15 protein-coding genes are annotated in these 16,601 nt (G+C 70.7%); 5 read left to right on the forward strand and 10 right to left on the reverse strand.

Annotated elements, in window-relative coordinates; all coding sequences use genetic code 11:
- Positions 1-20: 20 nt before the first annotated feature.
- Genes HPY32_RS34865 through HPY32_RS34875 form a run of 3 tightly spaced genes read left to right on the forward strand, consistent with a single transcriptional unit; the run spans position 21 to position 2,670 of the window.
- Positions 21-380, forward strand: a complete 360-nt coding sequence (locus tag HPY32_RS34865; protein ID WP_067589300.1) for a bifunctional 3-phenylpropionate/cinnamic acid dioxygenase ferredoxin subunit — start codon at positions 21-23, stop codon at positions 378-380.
- Positions 377-1,555 carry an NAD(P)/FAD-dependent oxidoreductase gene (locus HPY32_RS34870; protein WP_067589298.1) on the forward strand — a complete coding sequence of 393 codons (1,179 nt, stop codon included), beginning with the start codon at positions 377-379 and terminating at the stop codon, positions 1,553-1,555. Before HPY32_RS34865 ends, HPY32_RS34870 begins: the two co-directional genes overlap by 4 nt.
- Positions 1,552-2,670, forward strand: coding sequence for an aromatic ring-hydroxylating oxygenase subunit alpha (locus HPY32_RS34875; RefSeq protein WP_067589296.1), 1,119 nt, complete (start codon positions 1,552-1,554; stop codon positions 2,668-2,670). The genes HPY32_RS34870 and HPY32_RS34875 overlap by 4 nt, the downstream gene beginning before the upstream one ends.
- Before the next feature lie 10 nt (positions 2,671-2,680).
- Here HPY32_RS34875 and HPY32_RS34880 read toward each other — a convergent pair whose 3' ends face one another.
- The 8 genes from HPY32_RS34880 to HPY32_RS34915 are packed head-to-tail and all read right to left on the reverse strand — an operon-like array spanning position 2,681 to position 11,355.
- The gene (locus HPY32_RS34880) at positions 2,681-3,490 is read right to left on the reverse strand and encodes an IclR family transcriptional regulator (RefSeq protein WP_067589294.1); all 810 of its coding nucleotides are present in this window, start codon (positions 3,488-3,490) and stop codon (positions 2,681-2,683) included.
- A 42-nt stretch (positions 3,491-3,532) separates the two neighbouring features.
- Positions 3,533-4,618, reverse strand: a complete 1,086-nt coding sequence (locus HPY32_RS34885) for an S-(hydroxymethyl)mycothiol dehydrogenase (protein WP_067589292.1) — start codon at positions 4,616-4,618, stop codon at positions 3,533-3,535.
- Positions 4,619-4,637: 19 nt separating this feature from the next.
- Positions 4,638-6,020, reverse strand: coding sequence for an L-serine ammonia-lyase (locus tag HPY32_RS34890; RefSeq protein ID WP_067589290.1), 1,383 nt, complete (start codon positions 6,018-6,020; stop codon positions 4,638-4,640).
- Positions 6,017-6,433, reverse strand: coding sequence for a glycine cleavage system protein H (locus HPY32_RS34895; RefSeq protein WP_067589288.1), 417 nt, complete (start codon positions 6,431-6,433; stop codon positions 6,017-6,019). The genes HPY32_RS34890 and HPY32_RS34895 overlap by 4 nt, the downstream gene beginning before the upstream one ends.
- Positions 6,434-6,462: 29 nt before the next feature.
- Positions 6,463-6,984: a sarcosine oxidase subunit gamma gene (locus HPY32_RS34900; RefSeq protein WP_067589286.1), complete on the reverse strand. Its 522-nt coding sequence runs from the start codon at positions 6,982-6,984 to the stop codon at positions 6,463-6,465.
- Positions 6,977-9,832 carry a 2Fe-2S iron-sulfur cluster-binding protein gene (locus HPY32_RS34905; RefSeq protein WP_067589284.1) on the reverse strand — a complete coding sequence of 952 codons (2,856 nt, stop codon included), beginning with the start codon at positions 9,830-9,832 and terminating at the stop codon, positions 6,977-6,979. The genes HPY32_RS34900 and HPY32_RS34905 overlap by 8 nt, the downstream gene beginning before the upstream one ends.
- A complete protein-coding gene (locus HPY32_RS34910) occupies positions 9,829-10,107 on the reverse strand; it encodes a sarcosine oxidase subunit delta (RefSeq protein ID WP_067589282.1) in 279 nt (92 codons plus the stop codon). The genes HPY32_RS34905 and HPY32_RS34910 overlap by 4 nt, the downstream gene beginning before the upstream one ends.
- Positions 10,108-10,119: 12 nt before the next feature.
- A complete protein-coding gene (locus tag HPY32_RS34915; protein WP_067589280.1) occupies positions 10,120-11,355 on the reverse strand; it encodes a sarcosine oxidase subunit beta family protein in 1,236 nt (411 codons plus the stop codon).
- A gap of 106 nt (positions 11,356-11,461) precedes the next feature.
- Here HPY32_RS34915 and HPY32_RS34920 point away from each other — a divergent pair, with 106 nt between their 5' ends.
- Positions 11,462-12,133, forward strand: coding sequence for a GntR family transcriptional regulator (locus HPY32_RS34920; protein WP_067589278.1), 672 nt, complete (start codon positions 11,462-11,464; stop codon positions 12,131-12,133).
- 20 nt (positions 12,134-12,153) lie between these two features.
- On the opposite strand, the gene HPY32_RS34925 is transcribed toward HPY32_RS34920, so the two are convergent.
- Positions 12,154-14,619 carry a GcvT family protein gene (locus tag HPY32_RS34925; RefSeq protein ID WP_067589276.1) on the reverse strand — a complete coding sequence of 822 codons (2,466 nt, stop codon included), beginning with the start codon at positions 14,617-14,619 and terminating at the stop codon, positions 12,154-12,156.
- A 249-nt stretch (positions 14,620-14,868) separates the two neighbouring features.
- Between HPY32_RS34925 and HPY32_RS34930 the strand changes: the two genes are divergently transcribed.
- A complete protein-coding gene (locus HPY32_RS34930; RefSeq protein WP_082871865.1) occupies positions 14,869-16,305 on the forward strand; it encodes a glycosyltransferase family 39 protein in 1,437 nt (478 codons plus the stop codon).
- Here HPY32_RS34930 and HPY32_RS34935 read toward each other — a convergent pair whose 3' ends face one another.
- Positions 16,306-16,464, reverse strand: coding sequence for a hypothetical protein (locus HPY32_RS34935; protein ID WP_156674521.1), 159 nt, complete (start codon positions 16,462-16,464; stop codon positions 16,306-16,308).
- Positions 16,465-16,601: the final 137 nt, after the last annotated feature.

Consider the following 16,601-nt stretch of genomic DNA (forward strand, 5'->3'; position numbering starts at 1 on the left):
CGCTACAGGGAGGGCATCGGATGCTCGCGATCTGTCCCCTGATCTCATTGCCCCGCGGTGCGGCGCGTCGCGTCGACACCAGCCCCCCGATCGCCGTGTTCCACACCGACGACGGCGAGATCCTCGCCATCGACGACACGTGCACGCATCAGGACGCGTCGCTGGCGGACGGCTGGCTCGACGGGTGCCGGGTCGAATGTCCTTTGCACGCTTCGACATTCGATCTGCGCACCGGCGCGGTGGACGCGCCCCCGGCGAAGCGTCCGGTGCGCACCCACCGGGTCGTGATCGAGGACGGCACGATCCATGTGGACCTCGACGACGCGACCGACCTGCCCCCGGATGTGCGTAATCGCTTGGCGGCGGAGGGATCCGCGTGAAGCGGATCGCCGTCGTCGGGGCCTCCCTGGCGGGTCTGTCTGCGGCCCGTGCCCTGCGTGCGCAGGGATTCGCCGGGGAGCTCACCCTCGTCGGGGCCGAGCGGCATCGGCCCTACGACCGCCCGCCGCTGTCGAAGGAGTTCCTGGCGGGCGCCGTCGACGCGGACGGCCTGCGGCTCGAGACGGATACCGAAGAGCTGCAAGCGAAGTGGATGCTGGGCGTCACCGCGACGGGTCTGGACACCGGCACGCGCAGCCTCCTGCTGGACGACGGCACCCGGCTGTGCGCTGACGGCATCGTCCTCGCGACGGGTTCGCGGGCACGGCCGTGGCCGGGCGGCGACCGGCTCGCGGGCGTGCACACCCTGCGGACCCTCGAGGACGCGATGCGGTTGCGCGCCGCGCTGCGGCCCGGGGCGCGCGTGGTGGTGATCGGCGCCGGGTTCATCGGTTCCGAGGTGGCCTCGACCGCCCGCGGGCTCGGTCTCGACGTGACCGTCGTGGAGGCCGCGCCCACCCCGCTGGCCGGTCCGCTCGGCCCGGAACTCGGTGCGGCGGTGGCGAATCTGCATACCGACCACGGCACCGTGCTGCACTGCGGCGTCGGGGTCGCCGGGCTGACAGGTGCGGACCGGGTGACCGGGGTCGAGCTCCGCGACGGGCGGCGGCTCGCGGCCGATGTCGTGGTCGCGGGCATCGGCGGCGTCGCGAATATCGAATGGCTGCGGGGCAGCGGCCTGGATCTGGGCGACGGCGTGCGCTGCGATTCCGGCGGCGCCACAAGGGTTTCGCGGATCGTCGCGGTCGGCGACTGCGCGGCCTGGTACGACCCGGCCGAGGGCGGCCATCGCCGGATCGAGCATTGGACGGCGGCGTCGGAGCGCCCGGCGATCGCGGTGGCGACGCTGCTGTCCGGCGGCCGCGCCCCGGGCGTCGCGCCGCGGCCGCCGTACTTCTGGTCCGATCAGTACGGCTGCCGAATCCAGTTCGCGGGCACCGTGTTTCCCGGCGACGAGCCGACCGTGGAGGCGGGCAGCCTCGCCGAGCGCAGCTTCGTCGCGGTCTACCGCCGGGCCGGGCGGCCGGTCGCGGTGCTCGGCGTCGACCAGGTGCGGCTGTTCACCCGGTGGCGGCGGGAGCTGTCCACCAGAGCGAGAGAAGGAGCCCCCCAGTGACGACGAGCCTGCCGGAGAGCCTGCGATCGACACTGCCCGGCCGTTTCTACACCGACGCCGAGATCTTCGCCCGCGAGCAGGAGATGATCTTCGAGCGCCTGTGGTTCTGCGCGGTGCGCGCCGCGGACCTGAACAAGCCCGGTGCGTACCGGACGGTGCAGGTCGGGCGGGAAAGCGTGCTCGTGAACCGTTCTCGCTCCGGGGAAATCCGCGCGTTCCTCAATATCTGCTCCCATCGCGGCGCGCGGCTGTGCACCGCGGACAGCGGCGAGGTGACGCGCGCGTTCCAGTGCCCGTACCACGCCTGGACCTACGATCTCGACGGAAGGCTCGTCGCCGCACCGAATCTGACGAAGATGCCCGATATCGACCGGGTCCGCTACGGGCTGCGATCGGTCGCGGTGCGGGAGTGGCTGGGGTATGTGTGGCTGAGCCTCGCCGAGGCGCCGCCGCCGTTCGAGGCCACCGTGCTCCGGGACGTGCGGGACCGCCTGGGCGATATCGAGTCGATCGAGCGGTACGCGATGGACGAGCTGAGCCTGGGCCGCCGCGTCGTCTACGACGTGCGGGCCAACTGGAAGCTGCTGGTGGAGAACTTCATGGAGTGCTACCACTGCGCGACCATCCATCCGGAGCTCACCGAGGTGCTGCCCGAGTTCGCCGACGGGTACGCCGCCCAGTACTACGTCGGCCACGGCGCCGAATTCGGCGACGGCATCGAGGGTTTCACCGTCGACGGATCCGCCGGGCACCGCAGGATTCCGAGCATCGCCCGGGAACAGGACCGCCGCTACTTCGCGATCACGGTGCGGCCGCAGGTCTTCGTGAACCTGGTCCCCGACCATGTGATCCTGCACCGCATGTTCCCGCTGGCCGCCGATCGCACCATGGTGGAATGCGATTGGCTCTATCTGCCGGACGTGGTCGACGGGGGCGCGAACCTGGATCGGTCGGTTGAGCTGTTCCATCGGGTCAACCGGCAGGACTTCGACGCGTGCGAGCGGTGCCAGCCCGCGATGAGCTCGCGCCGCTACCGCGACGGCGGTGTGCTGGTGCCCAGCGAGCACCACATCGGCGCGTTCCACGACTGGCTGTGCGCCGAAATCTCCCGCTGATCGGAAGGATTCACGTGCCGGGCGGGTAGGTGTCGCGAAATCCCATGTGCTCGCTGATCTCCGCGGCCGCGGCCATCACCTCGGGCGCCGCGGCCAGCATGCGCTCCTCGGTGAATCGGTAGACCGGGCCCGACACGCTCAATGCGGCGGCGGTGTGTCCGGCGTAGTTGCGGATCGGGGCGGCGATGGCGTTCAGGCCGATCTCGTATTCCTCGACGGTCATGGCGAATCCGTTGCCGCGGGCCGCGTCCAGTTGGTGCTGGAGCAGTTCGCGCGAGGTGATGGTGTGCTCGGTGAACCGGGGCAGCCCGGCCTCGCGCAGCAATTGGGCGCGCAGGTCCGCCTCGAGGTGGGCGAGCAGGATCTTGCCGCTGGAGGTGGCGTGCGCGGGCGTCGGCTGGCCGATCCAATTGTGCGTGCCGATCGAGGCCGGGCCGCGCGCCTGGTCCAGATTCACCGCGAAATGCGAGCGCAGCACCGCGACATTGACCGTCTCACCGAGCTTGTGCGCCAACCGTTCACACACCAGATGACCCTGCTCGGTGACCTCGAGCCGCTCCGGCACCGCCGCGGCCAGGCGCAGGATTCCCATGCTGAGCCGGTACTTTCCCCGCTCGTAGGTCTGCGCCACCAGCTGATGGTCCTCCAGCGAGCCGAGCAGCCGGAACACGGTGGACTTGTGCACCCCGATCTCCCCGGCGATCTCGCTGACCCCGGCCTCGCCCTTGCGGGCAAGGATCTCCAGCACGCTCAACGCGCGATCGACGGACTGCACGCCGCCGTCGGAGGACCGCTCCCGCTGCCCGTTGCTGTTGGCCATGCGCCTACTATACGAAGGCTTTTCGGCCGCCCGGCCGGTCGTTTACAGCACCGCCACCGAGCGCAGCACCGTCCCGGCGTGCATGGTGTCGAAGGCGCGCTCCACATCGTCGAGCGTGATCCGCTCGGTCACGAACTTCTCCAGCGGCAGCCGCCCCTGCCGGTACAGGTCGATCAGCATCGGGAAGTCGCGCTCGGGCAGGCAGTCGCCGTACCAGGACGACTTCAACGATCCACCGCGGGAGAAGAAGTCGATCAGCGGCATGTCGAGGGTCATGTCCGGGGTGGGCACGCCGACGAGCACCACGGTGCCCGCCAGATCGCGGGCGTAGAACGCCTGCTTCCAGGTCTCCGGGCGGCCGACCGCGTCGATCACCACGTCCGCGCCGAAGCCCCCGGTCAATTCGCGCACGGCCTCGACCACATCCACCTCGGCACCGTTGACGGTGTGGGTCGCGCCGAGTTCGCGGGCCCACGCGAGTTTCGTGTCGTCTCGATCGATGGCGATGATGCGGTTGGCGCCCGCGAGCCGGGCGCCCATGATCGCGGCGTCGCCGACACCGCCGCAGCCGATCACCGCGACCGAATCGCCGCGGCCGACATTGCCGGTATTGACCGCCGCGCCCAGCCCGGCCATCACCCCGCACCCGAGCAGACCGGCCACCGCCGGATCCGCGGCCGGGTCGACCCTGGTGCACTGGCCCGCGTGCACGAGCGTCTTCTCGGCCAGCGCGCCGATGCCCAGCGCGGGGGTGAGCTCGGTGCCGTCGGCCAGGGTCATCTTCTGCGTCGCGTTGAAGGTGTCGAAGCAGTACTGCGGGCGGCCCCGCTTGCAGGCGCGGCACTGCCCGCACACGGCGCGCCAGTTCAGAATCACGAAGTCGCCCACCTCGACCGACTCGACGCCCGCGCCCACGGACTCGATCACGCCGGTCGCCTCGTGCCCGAGCAGGAACGGGAACTGGTCGGTGATGCCGCCGTCGCGGTAGGTGAGGTCGGTGTGGCAGACGCCGCACGCCCGCACCGCCACCACGACCTCGCCCGGACCGGGATCCGGGACGACGATCGTGGTGACTTCGGCGGGTGCGCCTTTCGACCGGGCGATGACGCCGCGTACCTGCTGGGGCATGGTGTTCTCCTTCGCGTGCTCAGCACTCCACGATGTTGACCGGAACGTTCACCGCGAGACCGCCGGTCGAGGTCTCCTTGTACTTGGAGCTCATGTCCTGCCCCGTGACCCGCATGGTCTCGATCACCTGGTCCAGGCTGACCCGGTGAATCCCGTTGCCGCGCAATGCCATGCGCGCGGCATTGATGGCCTTGCCCGCCGAGATGGCGTTGCGTTCGATGCACGGGATCTGCACCAGCCCCTCGATGGGGTCGCAGGTGAGGCCCAGGCTGTGCTCCATGGCGATCTCGGCCGCGTTCTCCACCTGCGCGGGGGTGCCGCCCAGGATCTCGGCGAGGCCCGCGGCGGCCATCGAGGCGGCCGAACCCACCTCGCCCTGGCAGCCGACCTCGGCGCCGGAGATCGACGCGCGCTCCTTGTACAGCGAGCCGATCGCCCCGGCGGCCAGCAGGAAGCGGACGGCGGTGTCGTCGGGGTCGGCGCGCCCGGCCGGGGTGTAGTGCACCGCGTAGTGCAGCACGGCCGGGATGATGCCCGCGGCCCCGTTCGTCGGCGCGGTCACGATCCGACCGCCCGCGGCGTTCTCCTCGTTGACCGCCAGCGCCACCAGATTCACCCAGTCCTCGGCGAAGGCCGGGTCGCGCTCGGGATCCTCGGAGTCCAGCCGCACGTACCAGTCGTGGGCGCGCCGCCGCACACCGAGCGCGCCGGGCAGCACGCCCTCGCGGGAGATGCCGCGCCGCTCGCAGTCCACCATCACGTCGCGGATGTGCAGCAGCCGTTCGAAAACCGCTGCCTCCGGGCGGAATTCGCGCTCGAACCGGAGCATGACCGCGCCGATGCCGCAGTCGAATCGCGCACACAGCTCGAGCAGTTCCTTCGCCGAGGAGAACGACCACTCGCCCGTGCGGGGCGCCGCGGGATGCCCGGCCTCGGCCTCGGTGACGACGAAGCCGCCGCCGATGGAGAAGTAGGTCTCGGTGTGCACGGTGGTGTGCTCGGCGGTGAGCGCGGTGATCGTCATGGCGTTGGGATGGAACGGCAGCACCGTGAGCGGGCGCAGCACCATATCGTCCTCGGTGAGGGCGATGTCGGTCACGCCGCCGAGCCGGATGCGGCCGCTGCCGCGCATGGCGGCCAGCCGCCGCTCCATCTCGTCGTTCTCCAGCGTCTCCGGCGCGCATCCCTGGAGCCCGAGCAGGATCGCGGTCATGGTGCCGTGTCCCGCCCCGGTCGCCGCGAGCGAGCCGAACAGGTCGACCCGGACCGTGGCGACGTGCGCGAGCGCGTCCAGGCTCGCCAGGTCGGCGACGAATCGGCCCGCGGCCCGCATCGGCCCGACCGTGTGCGAGCTGGAGGGCCCGATGCCCACCGAGAACAGGTCGAAGATGCTGATGGTCATCGGGTCACGGTCCTGAGCTCCTCGAGATAGCGGGTGTGGGTGAGCAGTCCGTCGCTCGACGAACCGGGCGCGGGCAGCACGGCGAACAACCACCCGGCGTGAAAGGGGTCCTGGGCCAGCAGCTCCGGCTGCTCGAGCGCCGCGGCGTTGTGGATGGTGACCAGACCGCCGATCGGTGCGTGGATCGCGAATTCCGACCCGTCCGCCATCCGGACCGCACCACAGGCTACACCGGCGTCGACGATGCTTCGAATCGGCGGAAGGCGCAGCGCGGCGACGGCGCGGTCCGGCACGGCCGCCGCGGTGAGCCCGACGCGCAGCGGGCTGTCGGCGAAACCCTCGCCGGGGGCCAGCGCCACCCAGAGGTGCTTGCCGGTGTAGGCGCGATCGATCGGAAGCTGGTGAACCTGCATGACATTCCTTCTGTCGGTATTCGGGTGTCTCAGCCGAACTCCGCGGCGGCGTCGGTCAGCCACCGCGCGAGATGGCCCGCGAACGACGACCGGACCAGGATCCGGTAGTCGGTTCCGGCGTCGTCGAGGGCGCTCAGGATGACCGCGGCGCGGCCGAGCATGGTCTGCACCGCCGAACCGGCCCGGAACACGCGCGGGTGCAGGTCGATCGAGCAGCCCTTGGCCAGCAGGTCGCGGGCGCGAGAACCGCCGAGCCGCACCGCGGTTCGCTGTCCGGAGACGTCGACGGCCGCGCCGCCGTGCGCGCCGACCGCGGCCCGCAACTCCGCCTCCAACACCGTCGCCGCGGCGGCCCGGTCGGTCACCAGCCACTCCTCGGGGCCGAGCCAGATCGCGCACACCCGCGCCGCCTCGGCGAATGTCGAAGGCGCGGTGGGTAGTTCGAGGCCGAGCACCCGCCCGGCCGCCGCGCCGCCGGGACCGGCCGGGTCGGTCCACAGGTTCACCATCGCGGCGAACGGTTCCGCCGCTATGGTCACGGTGTCAGCCATCGCGTCGTGTTCCTTCCGGGTCGACGAGGACGGTGCCGGTGACCTCGACCGGTATCAGCTTCTCGCCCACCGGGACGTGCAGGGTGTCGCCCAGCCGGGAGCGGCCCGCCGCGACCAGCGCGAGCGCGAACGGCCGCCCCAACTCGGCGCTGCGATAGCTGGAGGTGACGTGACCGAGCATCGGCACCGGCGGGGGCGGCAGCTGCCCGTCGGCGACCGCCTCGATGATCTGCGCGCCCTCCGGCAGCACCGTCTCCCGGTCCAGCGGCAGCAGCCCGACGAACTGCTTGCGCAAGGGATTCCGGTTCGCCGCCCGGTCGAAGGAGCGCTTGCCGAGGAAGTCGCGCTTCTTCTTCGACACCACCCATTCCATGCCCAGATCCTGCGGCGTGACCGTGCCGTCGGTGTCCTGGCCGATGATCGGATACCCCTTCTCGGCCCGCAGCACGTGCATGGTCTCGGTGCCGTACGGCGTGATGCCGAACGGCTGCCCGGCCGCGATCAGCCGCTCCCACAGCGCGATTGCGTGGCGGCTGTCCACATTGACCTCGAAGGCGAGCTCACCGGAGAAGCTCACCCGCGCGACCCGCACGGGTACCTCGCCGAGGCGGGTGTCGCGCCAGGCCATGAACGGAAACGCCGCTGTGCCGACGTCGAGGTCCGGGAAGACCGCGCCGACCACATCCCGCGACTTCGGCCCGGCCACCGGGAAAGTCGCCCAGTGGTCGGTGACGGAGGTGAGCCGCACGCGCAGGTGTGGCCATTCGGTTTGCAGCCACTCCTCCATCCAGTCCAGAATCCGCGCCGCGTTCTCGGTGGTGGTGAACACCTGAAACCGGTTGTCGGCCAACCGCATCACCGTACCGTCGTCGAGGACCATGCCGTCGACGCCGCACATCACGCCGTAGCGGACCATCCCGACCCGCAGCGTGCTCATCATGTTCGTGTACATCAGATCGAGCAGCGTCCCGGCGTCGGGGCCCTGGACGTCGATCTTGCCGAGGGTGGAGCCGTCGAGAATCCCGACGCCGCCGCGCACCGCCGCGCATTCGCGCAGCACCGCCGCGGCCATGTCCTCACCGGGCCGGGGATAGTAGCGCGGCCGCTTCCACTGGCCGACATCCTCGAACACGGCGCCGTGGGCGACGTGCCAATCGTGCACGGCCGTCACGCGTTCCGGGTCGAACAGCGCGCCGCGGTTGCGCCCGGCGAGCGCCGCGAACGCCACCGGCGTGTACGGCGGCCGGAACGTGGTGGTGCCGAGGTCCTCGATCCGCGTGCCGAGCAGTTCGGCGGCAATGCCGGAGGAGATCACGCCGGACGTCTTGCCCTGATCGTGCGCGGTGCCGATGGTGGTGTAGCGCTTGATGTGTTCCATCGACCGCATGCCCGCGCCCACGGCCCGGGCGAGATCGGCCACGGTCGCGTCCCGCTGCACATCGACGAATTGGCGTGCCGCACCGTCGGAATCGGGAACCCGCCACAGCACCAGGGGCGGCGACGGTGCGCCGGAATCCGCGACGCCGGGGTCCGCGGCGGGCGCGGGGGAGAACCCGAGCCCGAGCAGGGCGGCCGCACCCGCGCTGCGGCCCGCGCGCAGGCAACCCGCCAGCTCGAAGATCCCGTTGGCGGAGCCCGCGACCGTCACCCCCGGCAGCGGCTCGCCGGGCAGGAACGCACCGAGCGCAGCGTCGTACCGCAGCGCGCCGCGGGCCTGACTGTACAGGTGCACCGCGGGATTCCAGCCGCCGCTGACCAGCAGCGCATCACAGGCCAGCGGCACCCGCCGCGCGGTGTCCGAGCGCCCGGTCACCAGCGCGTGCGTGACGCGGTCCGCGCCGCGCGTGCCGCAGACCACCGATGCCGTCCGCACCGCGATACCGCGCCGCTCGCATTCCCGCAGCCAGCGCGGCGGGCACTCGTCGCGGGCCTCGACGACGGCCTCGATCCCGACCCCGGCGTCGTGCAGCTCGAGGGCGACGGGGTAGGCGCTGTCATTGGTGGTGAAAACCACCGCCCGCGTACCGATTCGGACGCCGTAGCGGTGCAGGAAGGTGCGGGCGGCGTGGGCGAGCATGATCCCGGGGCGGTCGTTGTCGGTGAACACGACCGGGCGCTCGTGCGCGCCGGTGGCGATCAGCACGTGCCGGGCCCGGATGCGCCACACCCGCTGGCGGCTCAGCGAAGCCGGGGCGTCGAAGCCGAGGTGATCGGTGCGTCGCTCGAGGGCCAGTACGAAACCGTCGTCGTAATGCCCGAAGGCCGTGGTGCGTTGCAGGTGCACGACCTCCGGGCAGGCCGCCAGCTCCGCCACCGCGGCCGCCACCCACTCCGATGCCGGTGCGCCGTCGATGATTTCGGTGTCGCCCAGCAGCGCGCCCCCGGCCTCGCTCTGCTCGTCCACGAGCACCACCCGCGCGCCCGCCCGCGCCGCGGTCAGCGCCGCGGCGAGCCCCGCCGGGCCCGCGCCGACGACCAGCAGGTCGGCGTGTGCGTGTTTCGCGTCGTAGGTCGCGGGGTCGGGGGTCTCGGCCAGCCGTCCCTGCCCGGGGAGGCCGCGGGTCACCAGCCCGTCGAACAATTCGACGGTGGTGGCCAGCAGCATCGGTTCCGGGAAGGGCGTCTCGATCTGGACCAGCCCGCCGGTGTCCTCGGCCCATGCCGCGGTGACCCCGCGCGCGCGGCCGAACTTGACGCTGCTCGCGATCCGGTGAATTCCGTTGGCCAGCAGGGCCGATGCGAGGGTGTCGCCGGGGTGCCCGGTCAGTTCCCGGCCGTCGAAGGTGAAGGCGAGGGCGGTGTCGCGGTCGATCCGCCCGCCGCGGGGCGTGCGCAGTGGTGCGTTCACGCGATCACCGGCTGCTGCTCGTCCGGGCGGTAGACGCGATGGAACCGGTAGGTGGTCGTATCGCGGACGGCATTGAACCAGCGTCGGCATCCGGCGCTGTGGCTCCACCGCTCGGCGAACAGGCCCTTGGGGTTGGCGCGATAGAACACGTACCGCGCCCATTCCTCGTCGGTCAGCGCCTGCGGATCCCGCGGGTAGGCGACGTGTGCCTGTCCGCCGTAATGGAATTCGGTTTCCTCGCGCGGCCCGCACCACGGGCATTCGATCAATTGCATGGCGGCTCCCGATCAGTGGGCGACGGCGGCGGCGCCGTGCTCGTCGACCAGCGCGCCGGTGACGAACCGGTCCAGGCCGAACGGCGCGACGTACTCGTGCGGTTCCCCGGTGGCGAGGGTATCGGCCAGGCACCACCCGATACCGGGCGTGGCCTTGAAACCACCCGTGCCCCAACCGCAATTGAGATAGACGTTCTCGTACGGGGTGCGCCCGACGATGGGGGAGGCGTCCGGGCTCACATCGACGATGCCGCCCCAGGTGCGCAGCAGATGCGCGCGGGCGAACACCGGGAACAGTTCCACGGCCGCGGCCATCTGGCTCTCGACGATGTGGAACGCGCCGCGCTGGCCGTACCCGTTGTAGGCATCGATCCCGGCCCCCATGACCAGCTCACCCTTGTGCGCCTGCGACACGTACACGTGCATCGCGCCGGACATCACGATCGTCGGATGCACCGGCTCGAGCAGCTCCGACACCATCGCCTGCAACGGATGGCTCTGCAACGGTGTCCGGATGCCGAGCATATCGGTGAGCGTGGAGGTGTGCCCCGCCGCGCACAGCGCGATCCGCCCCGCCGAGATATCGCCGCGGGTGGTGCGTACCCCGGTCACCCGGTCACCGTCGACGGCGAACCCGGTGACCTCGCAGTCCTGAATGATATCGATGCCCGCCGCGTCCGCGCGCCGCGCGAAACCCCATGCCACGTAATCGTGTTTGGCGATCCCGGCGCGCGGTTGATAGGTCGCCCCGAGCACCGGATAGCGAATATCACCGGAAATGTTCACGATCGGGCAGAGCTTGCGCACCTCCTCCGGCTCCACCCACTCCGCGTCGATCCCGTTGAGCCGGTTGGCCTGCACGCGGCGCACCCCGTCGCGGATGTCCTGGAGGCTGTGCGCCAGATTCAGCACACCCCGCTGACTGAACAGGATCGGATAGCCGAGATCGTCCTCGAGCCCCTCCCACAGCTTCAGGGCGTGCTCGTAGATCTTCGCGCTCTCGTCCCACAGGTAGTTCGACCGGATCAGCGTCGTATTGCGGGCCATGTTCCCGCCCGCGAGCCACCCCTTCTCCAGCACCGCGACATCGGTGATGCCGTGATTGCGGGCCAGATAGTGCGCCGTCGCCAGCCCGTGCCCGCCGCCCCCGACGATGACGATGTCGTAGGTTTTCTTCGGTTCCGGGTTGCGCCACAGGAATTCGGGATGCTCGGGCAGCCGCGCGCCCGGGGGCGGGTCGCTCGTCATCGGTGCGCCTCCCTGCAAGATAAGTACGCGTGCAACTGATATATCAACTGTCAAGTAGGCTAAGGTTAGCTGTGACGGAACGTCAAGGCTCCGGAAAGCGAGGGAGATGGGCGTGATCGACTCACCGGCCACCGCGCCGACACCGGCCGGTGGCACGAACGCGGACAACGCCTACGAGGTCATCCGCGATCGGTTGATCATGCTCGACATTCGCCCGGGAGACCCGATCAACGACGACCGTCTCGCCGCGGAACTGGGGTACGGCCGGACGCCGGTGCGCGAGGCCCTCAAGCGCCTCGAGCGCGATCGGCTGGTGATCGCCTATCCCCGGCGCGGCACCTTCGCCACCGGCGTCGACATGACCGATCTCGCCGACATCTCCGAGATCCGCCGCCAACTCGAACCCGTGGCGGCGGCCCGGGCGGCGCGCACGGCCTCGCAGGAGACGCGCGAGCGGCTCGCGGCGCTGGCCGAGGAGGTCGCCGGGCTGCGCGACTCGGACGATCCACGGGCGTTGCTGCGCAAGGACATTCGGGTGCATCGCGAGATCTACCGGGCCGCGGGCAATCCGCACCTGGAAGACATTCTGGTGAGCCTGGATTCGCACGCCACCAGGATCTGGTGCCTGTTCCTGGATCGGCTCACCGATATCGCGAGCAATGTGCGCGAGCACTCGGCGCTGCTGCGGGCCATCGTCGACGGCAATGCCGACGCGGCGGCCTCGCTGACCACCGCCCATGTCTCGAACTTCGAGCGGGCGATCCGCAGCCTGCTGTAACGGAGCGACGCGGGGGAAGGTCAGCATCTGATCCTCGCCATCTCCGGGGCGACCAGCGGCTCGGCCGTGACCGTCGCGGGGATCCGGGCGCCGAAATACTCGATCTCGACCCGGGTTCCGACCCCGGCCGCCGCCGGGAGCCACGCGTAGGCGATCGGCGCGCCGATGGTGTGCCCGAATGCCGCGCTGGTGACATACCCGCACGGCACGCCGTCCACGTACACCGGCTCCTGGCCGAGCACGACCGACCTGCCGTCATCGATCACCAGGCAGGACAGCCGCCGCTCGACCGGTACGGCCGACATGTGGTGCAGCGCCGCGCGACCGACGAAGTCCCCCTTCCGCATGCGCACCGCGAAGCCGAGCCCGGCCGCGTACGGGTCGTGCTCGGTGGTCATATCGGTGCCCCAGGCGCGATACCCCTTCTCCAGCCGGAGGGAATTGAAGGCGGCGCGCCCGGCGGCGACGATGCCGTACTGCTGGCCCCGCGCCCACAGCAGGTCCCACAGCCGCAGGCCGTTGTCGGCGGAGGCGTACAGCTCCCAGCCCAGCTCACCGACGTAGGACAGGCGCAGGGCCGTCACCGGAATGCCGCCGACGCGAACCCTTTTGGCGCGGAAGTACTTGAAGCCCTCGGGGGAGAAGTCGTCGCCGCTGAGCGCCTGCACCAGATCCCGGGCGCGCGGCCCCCACACACCGACGCAGCAGGTGCCGCCGGTGATGTCGCGGATCCGCACGCCGTCGCCGGGCGGGGCCTGCCGCCGGAAGTGGTCGAGATCCAGGTTGCCGTTCGCGCCGACCTGAAAGGTGTTCTCCGACAACCGAGTCACGGTGAGGTCGCTGCGCACGCCGCCCGCCTCGTCCAGCGCCAGCGTGTAGGTGACCGACCCGACCGACTTGTCCATCTTCCCGGTGGTCAGCCGATCCAGCAGCGCGAGCGCACCCGACCCGGTGATCTCCAGCCGCTTCAGCGGGGTCATGTCGTACAGGGCGACGGCGGTGCGGGTGCGCCAGGCCTCGGCCGCGGCGATCGGGGAGTGGAACCGGGCCGCCCACTCGTCGCGCGCGGGCGGCACCCACTCGGGCGGCAGCTGAGCGACCAGGTCCGCGTTCGCCTCGAACCAGTGCGGGCGCTCCCAGCCCGCGTTCTCCAGGAATACCGCGCCCAGTTCCCGCTGCCGGGCGTGGAACGGGCTGACCCGCAGATCGCGGGGCGACAGCCGGGGTTGCAGCGGGTGCACGATGTCGTAGATCTCCACGAAATTCTGCTGCGCGGTCTCGCTGACATAGTCGGGGGACAGCTGCACCTGCTCGAACCGGTGCACATCGCAGCCGTGCAGATCGATCTCGCTGCGGCCGTTCACCAGTAGCTGCGCCACCGACCGCGCGACGCCCGCGGAGTGGGTCACCCATACCGCCTCGGCGATCCAGAAACCCGCGACCTCGGCGGATTCGCCGATGAGCGGTCCGCCGTCGGGCGTGAAGGAGAAGATGCCGTTGAAGCCCTCCTCGACCTCGGTCGCCTCCAGGCTCGGCAGCAGCAGCCGGGCCTGCTTCCACGACGGCGCGAAATCCGCCGCCGTGAAGGGCAGCATCGACGGCATCTCCGTCGCGGAGACCCGTGTGCTGTCGGGCAATTCGCGCGGATCGACCGGCATCGGGCGATGGGCGTAGCTGCCGATGCCGAGCCGGTCGACGTGCTCGCGGAAGTACAGATCCTGCTCCTGATGCCGGAGGATCGGCAGGCTCGCCTCGGCGAATTCGGTACTGCGCCCGGCGAGTTCGCGAATCCGGCCGGTCTTGGCGTACTGGTGCGCCAGCGGCAGCAGCGGGACATCCATACCGACCATCGCGCCGATCTCGGGGCCCCAGAACCCCGCGCACGACACCACGATATCGGCCGGGAGCACGCCGTCGGCGGTCCGGACGCCGGTGACCCGGCCGCCGCTCTGCTCGATCCCGATCACCTTCGTCAGGCCGCGGAACTGCACCCCGCGGGCCGCGACCCGGCGGGCGAGCGCGGCCACCACGCGCGACGCCTTGGCCAGCCCGTCCGTCGGCACGTACAGCCCGCCGAGAATCTGCTTCTCGTCCAGCAGCGGATGCAGCCGCACGCACTCGCGCGGCTCGACGACGGAACTGTCGACCCCCCACGAGGTCGCCCACCCGTGCCTGCGATGCAGCTCCGCGAGCCGCGCCGGGGTCGTCGCCACCTCGAGCCCGCCCACCTGGTTGAAGCACCACCGGCCCTCGTCCTCGAGCCCGAGAAACTTCTCGACCGTGTACCGGGCGAATTCGGTCATCGTCTTGGCGGCATTGGTCTGGAAAACCAGTCCGGGCGCGTGCGAGCTGGAACCGCCCGTGAGCGGAACCGGCCCCTGATCGACCACGGTGATCGCATCCCAGCCACGGGCGACCAGTTCGTCCGCCAGATTGGCGCCGACGATCCCGGCTCCGATGATCACGACACGGGGCGACGTCCCCATAGCGGTCCTCCTGACCGAAGTCTGCACCACAACTGTGCCACTGACTGATATATCAAGAGCGTAGGTGTCGTCCGGCCGTTCCGTCCCGCGATTGATCCGATTGCCCCCCCCCTCATCCGTAAGGATGAACGGCCGGTCGCCGGGTCCGCCTCCGGTCGCACGACGTCCACACGCGCCGGTGGATGTGCCGAACACCCGTGACCGGGCACGATCGTCGTGCATCCAGCTATGGAGGTCGACGTGCGTGTCATGACCCGGTCCCACCCATCCACCCCGATCGTCCCGGCCTTCGCGGGCCGGGCGGTCCTGGCGATCGCCGCCGTCGTCGCGGTCGTCCACCTCGCGTTCGGTGTCGGCGGCGGCTACTGGTTCGACGAGGCGCTGATGGTGGCGATCGGCCGCGACCATCTGGCCTGGGGGTCCGCCGACCAGCCACCGCTGGCCCCGGCGCTGGCGGCCGTATCCGATTGGCTCGCACCGGGTTCGATCATTCTGCTCCGCATTCCCGCGGTGCTCGCGACCGCGGCCGCGGTGGTCGTCGCGGCCCTCATCGCCCGGGAGTTCGGCGGCGATCGGCGCGCGCAGATCCTCACCGCCGCCGCGCAGGCGACCGCGCTGTGGGCGAGCATGGCGGGTCACTGGCTCACCCCGTACACGCTGGAACCGGTGCAGTGGCTGCTGATCGTGTGGCTGCTGGTGCGCTGGACCCGGGTGCGCGACGACCGGTTGCTGCTCGCGCTCGGCGCGGTCGCCGGGATCGCCGCCGAAACCAAATTCCAGGTGCTGCTGCTGTGCGCGGTGCTGGCGGCGACGGCCGCGATCTTCGGTCCGCGCGCGCTGTTTCGCCGCCCGATGCTGTGGGCGGGCGGCGGACTCGGCCTGATCGTCGCGCTGCCGACGCTGCTGTGGCAGGCCCGCCGCGGCTGGCCGCAACTGCGCATGGGCCCGGTGGTGGCCTCGGAGGCGGAGGAACTGTACGGCGGGCGGCCGGGCGTGGCCGTCGCGCTGATCGCCGCGGCCGGTATCGCGGGAACGGTGTTGGCGCTGTACGGGTTGTGGCGGCTGCTGCGCGCGCAGGAGCTGCGCCGCTATCGCTTCCTGGGCGTGACCGCGGTGGTGCTGTACGTCTTCTTCGTCGTCACCGTCGGCCGCATCTACTACCTCGCCGGGCTCTACGGGCCGCTGATGGCCGCGGGTGCGCTCGGCTTCCAGGAGCGCCGACTGGCCGGTGGCGGCCGGGGCTGGGTGGCGTGGCCCGCGTACGCGCTGAGTGGTGCGGCGGCGGCGGGCATGCTGGTGGTCGGGCATATGTCTGCCAATCCCGACACCCCCCGCACGATCGCGCAGCAGACCAGCGCCACCTACCGCGCGCTCCCGCAACGGGACCGCCGGTCCACGATCATCATGGGCGAGTCCTACATCATCGCCGCCTACATCGACGTCTACGCCCCCGAGCTACCGTCGGCCTACAGCACCAACCGCAGCTACGGCTACTTCCCGCCGCCCCCGGATTCGGCGCGCAGCGTGCTCTACGTCGGAACCACCCCGGACGAATTGCGCGCCTACTTCGGGTTGTGCCGCAGGCTGACCGGCGGCGACGGATACGAGACCCAGTGGCTGTGCACCGACCGGCACGAGTCGTGGCAGGCGATCTGGCCGCGGCTGCGGCACCTGACCATGACCTGACTAGGAGGCCAGCTCGACGTCGATATGCTCCTGCCGCATCTCCTTCTCGATGGCCGAGGCGGCATGGCGGTACCCCGCGGCCCGCAGCTCCAGCACCCTGGATGTGACCGCCGCGTAACCGTATTCGGCAATGACATCGGTAATTCCGATCTCGCGCATCTCACTCCGTCTTTCGAAGTCGAAACTCGAGCATGAACACTTGGATTCGTGCGGTCCGGCGAGAGGGTGGCACGTGTCCCCGCCGCAGGTGCCGCCGGGTGCCCCCACCGAGATTGTTATAGTGAAGCCTCGCTGAT

Origin of the sequence: Nocardia terpenica, assembly GCF_013186535.1 — a bacterium.
GTDB lineage: Bacteria > Actinomycetota > Actinomycetes > Mycobacteriales > Mycobacteriaceae > Nocardia > Nocardia terpenica.

Bases quoted from the DNA above. Each gene is read 5' to 3' on its own strand.
- HPY32_RS34865 (WP_067589300.1), top strand. From the start codon at position 21: ATGCTCGCGATCTGTCCCCTGATCTCATTGCCCCGCGGTGCGGCGCGT.
- HPY32_RS34880 (WP_067589294.1), bottom strand. From the start codon at position 3,490: ATGGCCAACAGCAACGGGCAGCGGGAGCGGTCCTCCGACGGCGGCGTG.
- HPY32_RS34885 (WP_067589292.1), bottom strand. From the start codon at position 4,618: ATGCCCCAGCAGGTACGCGGCGTCATCGCCCGGTCGAAAGGCGCACCC.
- HPY32_RS34890 (WP_067589290.1), bottom strand. From the start codon at position 6,020: ATGACCATCAGCATCTTCGACCTGTTCTCGGTGGGCATCGGGCCCTCC.
- HPY32_RS34895 (WP_067589288.1), bottom strand. From the start codon at position 6,433: ATGCAGGTTCACCAGCTTCCGATCGATCGCGCCTACACCGGCAAGCAC.
- HPY32_RS34900 (WP_067589286.1), bottom strand. From the start codon at position 6,984: ATGGCTGACACCGTGACCATAGCGGCGGAACCGTTCGCCGCGATGGTG.
- HPY32_RS34910 (WP_067589282.1), bottom strand. From the start codon at position 10,107: ATGCAATTGATCGAATGCCCGTGGTGCGGGCCGCGCGAGGAAACCGAA.
- HPY32_RS34915 (WP_067589280.1), bottom strand. From the start codon at position 11,355: ATGACGAGCGACCCGCCCCCGGGCGCGCGGCTGCCCGAGCATCCCGAA.
- HPY32_RS34920 (WP_067589278.1), top strand. From the start codon at position 11,462: ATGGGCGTGATCGACTCACCGGCCACCGCGCCGACACCGGCCGGTGGC.
- HPY32_RS34925 (WP_067589276.1), bottom strand. From the start codon at position 14,619: ATGGGGACGTCGCCCCGTGTCGTGATCATCGGAGCCGGGATCGTCGGC.
- HPY32_RS34930 (WP_082871865.1), top strand. From the start codon at position 14,869: ATGACCCGGTCCCACCCATCCACCCCGATCGTCCCGGCCTTCGCGGGC.
- HPY32_RS34935 (WP_156674521.1), bottom strand. From the start codon at position 16,464: ATGCGCGAGATCGGAATTACCGATGTCATTGCCGAATACGGTTACGCG.